This window comes from Streptomyces sp. NPDC001070 (genome assembly GCF_053598835.1).
Genome location: NZ_JBSFLB010000078.1, coordinates 1 through 5,150, shown reverse-complemented (window position 1 = coordinate 5,150; position 5,150 = coordinate 1). Strand labels below are relative to the sequence as shown.

Annotated in this window: 6 protein-coding genes and 1 pseudogene; 1 reads left to right on the top strand and 6 read right to left on the bottom strand. The window is 71.1% G+C overall.

Annotated features, from left to right (window positions below; translation table 11 throughout):
* Positions 1-251 precede the first annotated feature (251 nt).
* The 4 genes from ACWDAS_RS41285 to ACWDAS_RS41270 form a co-directional block, all read right to left on the bottom strand.
* A complete protein-coding gene (locus ACWDAS_RS41285; protein ID WP_450401113.1) occupies positions 252-884 on the bottom strand; it encodes a hypothetical protein in 633 nt (210 codons plus the stop codon).
* Positions 881-1,933, bottom strand: coding sequence for a TerC family protein (locus ACWDAS_RS41280; protein ID WP_450401112.1), 1,053 nt, complete (start codon positions 1,931-1,933; stop codon positions 881-883). Before ACWDAS_RS41280 ends, ACWDAS_RS41285 begins: the two co-directional genes overlap by 4 nt.
* A 127-nt stretch (positions 1,934-2,060) precedes the next feature.
* Positions 2,061-2,195, bottom strand: a complete 135-nt coding sequence (locus tag ACWDAS_RS41275; RefSeq protein WP_450401110.1) for a hypothetical protein — start codon at positions 2,193-2,195, stop codon at positions 2,061-2,063.
* Entirely contained in the window at positions 2,195-2,806 is a 612-nt protein-coding gene (locus ACWDAS_RS41270) for a universal stress protein (protein WP_450401109.1), read from the bottom strand. Before ACWDAS_RS41270 ends, ACWDAS_RS41275 begins: the two co-directional genes overlap by 1 nt.
* 148 nt (positions 2,807-2,954) lie before the next feature.
* Here ACWDAS_RS41270 and ACWDAS_RS41265 point away from each other — a divergent pair, with 148 nt between their 5' ends.
* Positions 2,955-3,317, top strand: coding sequence for a helix-turn-helix transcriptional regulator (locus ACWDAS_RS41265; RefSeq protein WP_450401107.1), 363 nt, complete (start codon positions 2,955-2,957; stop codon positions 3,315-3,317).
* A gap of 84 nt (positions 3,318-3,401) precedes the next feature.
* Here ACWDAS_RS41265 and ACWDAS_RS41260 read toward each other — a convergent pair whose 3' ends face one another.
* Together ACWDAS_RS41260 and ACWDAS_RS41255 are read right to left on the bottom strand one after the other, a co-directional pair.
* A complete protein-coding gene (locus tag ACWDAS_RS41260; protein ID WP_450401106.1) occupies positions 3,402-3,923 on the bottom strand; it encodes a universal stress protein in 522 nt (173 codons plus the stop codon).
* A 691-nt stretch (positions 3,924-4,614) separates the two neighbouring features.
* Positions 4,615-5,150, bottom strand: a pseudogene (locus ACWDAS_RS41255) (hypothetical protein); the annotation flags it as partial.

Below are 5,150 nucleotides of genomic sequence, written 5' to 3'. Positions count from 1 at the left end.
CCACCTGGCACATCGTCCCGCCCACCGCATAAAGGAAAGGGCCGCCCGGCCTCCGGCCGGGCGGCCCCACAACAAGATTTTCAGCAGTCTTCTAGGCGTATCCATACAGTTCGCCTCACGTCCGAAGCGCCGTCCTTGTCCAGCCCGCATCGCCCGGCTTTCGCCGCTCAAGCACACGAACCTCAACTGCCGGTGAGGGGCGGCGGCCCCGGGGACTGTTCGAGGCCATGACGTCCCGGGGGCCGCGCGCTTCACCGGCCGGTTCTACCGGAGAGGGCGGATGCGCTGGGGCGTTGCCCGCCGGGGGAGCCGGGTTGCCGCGGTTGCGCACCCGCGTTCGTGGCGTTCAACGACGCGGCGGGGGTGGAAGTTGCGGGCGGATCGGCGGTGCGGGTTGCGGTGGCTGTGCTGGGGGTGAGGTGCGGGCCGGGCGGGTGGATGGGCACGGAGGTGAGGACGGTGGCGGCGCCGGTGCGGGCGGCCAGCCGGGCGAGGGTGCGGGCGGGCAGGCGGTGGTAGGGGTTGGTGCGGGCGGGCAGCACCACGACGGCGCTTTGGTAGTGGCCGGCCGCTGTGAGGGCGCCTGTGTGGGCGGCGAGGACGGCGTCGGCCTGGTGGTTCAGGCGGCGGTGGCGGGCGAGGTGGAGCAGGGCGTTGATGCTGAAGCCGGTGGAACGGAAGGCCACGGCGGCGGTGATCTTCTGCCCGGTGCGGGCGGCGAGCTGCCCGGCGTGGGCGGCGACGTCGCTGTCGGCGCGGGCGCCGGTGAGAACGGCCAGGACACGGCCGGCCGGACGGCCGGGGAGCGTGTAGACGTGGACTGGGGCGGGGCGGGGTGCGGCGGGCGGGGCGTGTACGTGCCGGCCGGGGCTCAAGGTGCTCATGACGGGGGCCCTTCCGTGCGGTACGGGGTCGTGGAGGAGGTGGCGGGGCGGCTGCCGGTGGCCGGTGCGGGCTCGGCGGCCTCGTCCGGGTGGGCGGTGCCGTGCGAGGTGTCGCCGTTCTGGCCGCGGGTGGCGATCAGCGACCAGGCGATGGAGACGGTGATGGTGACGACGATGACGCCCAGGGTGAGGGGGATGGGCAGCTTGCCGACGGGGGTCTCGGACAGGATGAGCTTGACGCCGGCGAAGGCGAGCAGGACCGCCAGTCCGTAGTGCAGGTACTGGAAGCGGCGTAGCAGTCCGGCGAGGCAGAAGTACAGGCTGCGCAGGCCGAGGACGGCGAAGGCGTTGGCGGTCCACACGATGAACGTGTTGGTCGTGATCGCCAGGACGGCGGCGACGGAGTCGACGGCGAAGATCAGGTCGGTGGCCTCGACCGCGACCAGGACCACGAACAGCAGGGTCGCGATGCGCTTGCCGCTGACGCGGATGAAGAACTTGTCGCCGTGGAACTTCGGATCGGTCGGGATGAGCTTCTTGACCAGGCGGACGACCGGGTTTCGGTCGGGGTGGACTTCCTCGTCCTTGGAGACGGCCATCTTCCAGCCGGTCCAGATCAGGAACGCGCCGAAGACGTAGGCGGTCCAGAAGAACACCTGCAGCAGCTCGGCGCCGATGAAGATGAACACCAGCCGGGCCGCCAGCGCCCCGATCACGCCCCAGAACAGCACCTTGTGCTGGTAGGCGTCCGGCACGGCGAAGAACGAGAAGACCAGCGCGAACACGAAGACGTTGTCGATCGACAGGGCCTTTTCGATCAGATAGCCCGCGTAGTACGTGGAGGACGCGTCCCCGCCCTGCCAGGCCCACAGGATGAGGCCGAAGCCGAGGCCGATGGCGATCCACAGGCCGCTCCACAGCGCGGCCTCGCGGAAGCCGATCACGTGGTTGTCGCGGTGGGCGATCAAGTCGACGGCGAGCATCACGCCGATGCCGACGGTGACGGCGGCCCACACCCACAGCGGGACGGCGAACGACAGTTCATTCATGGTTGATCGGCTTCCTGGGACGAAAGACGGGGGGACAGAGGCGGGGATGAGGGGCGGGTGCCGGGCCCTGGCAGAGATGCGGAGGGAGAGCCGGGCCCGGGCCGCCGACGGAACTTCACATAGGCGCTCACCTCCCGGTCACACCGGCCGCCGGGCGGGTGCGGCGGCGCGGGCGCATCGCGAGGGCGACGCACACACCGCCGACGGTCAGGTCGACCAGCGCCAGCAGGCACCAGGGGGCGAGCGCGGTCAGCCCGTCCATCACGCCTCCTCGGCCACCGGCCGAGCGGCCGTAGGCAGGCGGCGCTGGGCGAGCGTCCACACGTTGCGCACCCCGGCGGGGGACAGGTCGGCCGGTCCCAGGCCGGCGCCGGCGACCGGCACGGTGAACCGGGCGGGGGCGACGGCGTAGACGAAGGGCCCGCCACGCACGGCGGAGGCTTCGATCAGGCTGTGCGCGTCCAGCCCGGCCGATTCCCGGCTGGAGGCGACCACCAGCAGTGAGCGGTGCCGGGCGGCCAGGGCCAGCACCCCGGCTGCGGCCCGCAGTCGCGGCTGCCCACCGCCCTCGGCCGGGACGCGGTGGGCGACGGGGATGTAGCCGACACCCGCACTGCCCAGCCGGGGCATAACCCGGGCCAGGAACAGCCGGGCCGCCTGCGCGTCCACCCGTGCCCCCTCGGGGATCTCGGGCTGGGTGGGCAGGACGGCGACCAGCAGCACCGGTTCCTTGCGGGGGGCGGCCAGGCGGACCGCGGCGTCCACCACCGCGAAGTCATCCGGCTGGTTGGTCACCAGTGCGGTGACCGGATGCGGCAGCGAGATCGGCGGCGTGCTGGTAGGGGCGGGCCGGGTCAGGATCTGGGCGGACATCGTGACCCCCTTTCGGCGGGAGGTGGGGATGTGTTCAGCGTCACCCGCTACCCTGATTCCCGTCAAGAGTTACGCGAAAACTTTTTCGTCAATGAGTTTTCGCGAAATGATGTTGGTTATGCGAAGGCGGCTTCGTATGATGGGGATCATGAGCCAGCCCTCTGCCGCGCGCGGCGACCAGTGGACGTTCCTGACCAACCACGCCCGCGTCCTGATCGCCCTCGCCCGGGACCCGGAAGCACGCGGACGCGACGTCGCCGAACAGATCGGCATCACCGAACGCGCCGTGCAGCTGATCGTCGCCGACCTCGAAGCGGCCGGATACCTCACCCGCACACGGGTGGGCCGCCGCAACCGCTACACCATCGACCCCACCGTCGCCCTGCGCCACCCCGCCGAGGCCGACCACCCCGTCGGTGACCTGCTGGCCACCTTCCTGCACCGTGAGGACACCCCCGCCGACAACACCGAGCGCGCCGCCGCTTCCCGACCGCTGCCCGGCAGCCCGTAGCGGCGCTAGGGTGCGTGACATCGGCCCCGGCCGCCCTCCCCCCGTGGGGCGGTCCGGGGCCGACCTCGTTGGGCCGACGCTCGTTCAGGTCGGAGGGCAGGGCGCGACCAGGGGTGCCCAGGGCACCGGCGAGGCCGCGAGGACGAACGGGCCGCCACGGATCGCGGCCGCCTGCATCACGGTGCACGCATCCAGTCCCGCTGGCCCGCTGCGCGAGACCACCATCACCGAGCAGCCGTGGGCGACGGCCACGTCTAGCAGGCCCTTCGCCTCACACAGGCGCCCAGCCCTGCTCGTGGGCCGGTGGTAGACGGCCGGCCGGTAGTCAATCCCGGCGCGGGCCACGCGCGGCAGCGCCCGCCCCAGCACCGCGCGGGCCGCCACCCCGTCCGGGCGCGGTGCCAGCCGTGGCGGCAGCGGGGGCATCACGGCGATCAGCAGCAGCGGCGCACCCCGGGCGGAGGCCAGCCGGACCGCGACGTCCACCACCGCGGTGTCATCGAGACGGTCGGCCAGCACCGCGGCCACCGGGAACCGCAGACGTGAACGGCCGGGGGCGGAATCGGTGTCCATGACGGGCGAGAAGAGTGAACGTGGGGAGCTCATGACCTTCGCTCCTTTCGGGAGCGGGGAGAAGGGGCATCTCCAGCGTCCCTTCCGTCCGGAATGTACGTCAATCCTTACGCGAAACTTTTTTCGCGTAAGGGTGATCGCGTGTCTCCAGGAGATCGCTCCGCCGCTGGCAGGCATCTCCGGGCGTGCACCCCGCACCCCAGTCACGATCAAGGCCGGGAGAACGCCGGACAGTACCCCTCCGTCGCCTCCGCCTACCGCGCGCTCGCCGACGCCGATGCGGCGGCCGAGGCATCGGCCGGGCCGGACATCATCGCCCCGCGCCGAGCCGACCCGGTTCGGCCTCACCTGCCCCGGCAGCGGCACCGACCCGAAGGAAGTGATCCGGCTGCTGACCTCCCGGAGTGCGGGCGAATCACCCTCGCCGGCGCCAGCCGCCGCCAGGACACCAGATACTGCCCAGGACGCTTGGTCCCAGCGCGGCCTCGACTCAACACGCTGAACTTGACAGAGAAGTGGCCGGAGGCGAGGGCCCGGTAGTGGTCCAGGCTGGCGATCTGGTCGGGTCTGAAGGCGGCGGCCTGGTGGGACTTGCCCGATCCGGAGGCGCCGATGAGGACGACCAGGCCCTGGAACCCGCTGGCGTCGAGATGGCGCCTGAGGGCGGCAGCGTCCTTCCCAGGGATGCGGTTGGTGGGCGTCATGTTCTGTCTTCTCGATGAGCTCAGCCGGTGCGCCTGATCGGCATGACCACGAACCGGGCTTGGACCACGGATTCACCAGCGGCGTAGATGAGTGCCGGCTTCGTCGGTGAGCCCAATGTGAGCTGGACCTTCGGGGCGTCGACCGATGAGAGTGCGCTCAGCAGGTACTGCGCATTGAAGCAGATCCGCATGGGTTCGCCGGTGAGGTCGGCGTCGATCCAGTCCCTTGCGTGGCCGGTGCTCTTGTCCCCGCCGCGGAGGGTGATCGTGCCTTCGGTGATGTCGAGGTCGACCTGCGCGGCGGTTCCTTCGGCGACCAGGGCGACGCCTTGGAGGGCTTCGCGGAGCGTTGCGTAGTCTACGGTAACGATGGTGGGCGTGTCGGTCGGGAGGACCTTCTCCGGGTTGGGCAGCTCGCCGTCGAGGGAGCGGCTTGTCGCATGCAGACCCTCGCCGGTGATGGGGTCTGTCCAACGAACGGTGTAACTCGGGTGGTGTGAGTTAGCGGCGGCCGAGGGAGAGTCGGCCGTCGAAGGCGATGTCGAAGGCTTGCAGG